This is a genomic window from Zavarzinella formosa DSM 19928, assembly GCF_000255705.1.
GTDB lineage: Bacteria > Planctomycetota > Planctomycetia > Gemmatales > Gemmataceae > Zavarzinella > Zavarzinella formosa.
Map to the genome: position 1 here is coordinate 389,835 of NZ_JH636446.1, position 237 is coordinate 390,071.

Here is a 237-nt window from a genome sequence, read left to right on the forward strand (position 1 = left end):
GTGTGGGACACCCCCGACTGGCAGGCATGGCCGGGACGGATCGAGGCCAAAAACACCATCTATGACTTCCTGCTCACCACGGGACAGTCGCCGACGCAAGGATGTGTCAGCCAGTTTGTCATCACCCTCGACGCCCCCGATGTGGAGGAGACGCTCGACGACGTGGCCGTCTCGGCCCTCGGGACCCGGTTGCCCATCACCAAAACTTATTCCGTCATCACCAACGTCCAGCTCACC

1 protein-coding gene is annotated in these 237 nt (G+C 62.0%); it reads left to right on the plus strand.

The genetic code is table 11. The features are described from left to right. Positions 1-237 (plus strand): hypothetical protein (locus BGIM_RS65160; protein ID WP_029631327.1); only part of this gene is annotated, 237 nt, incomplete at both ends.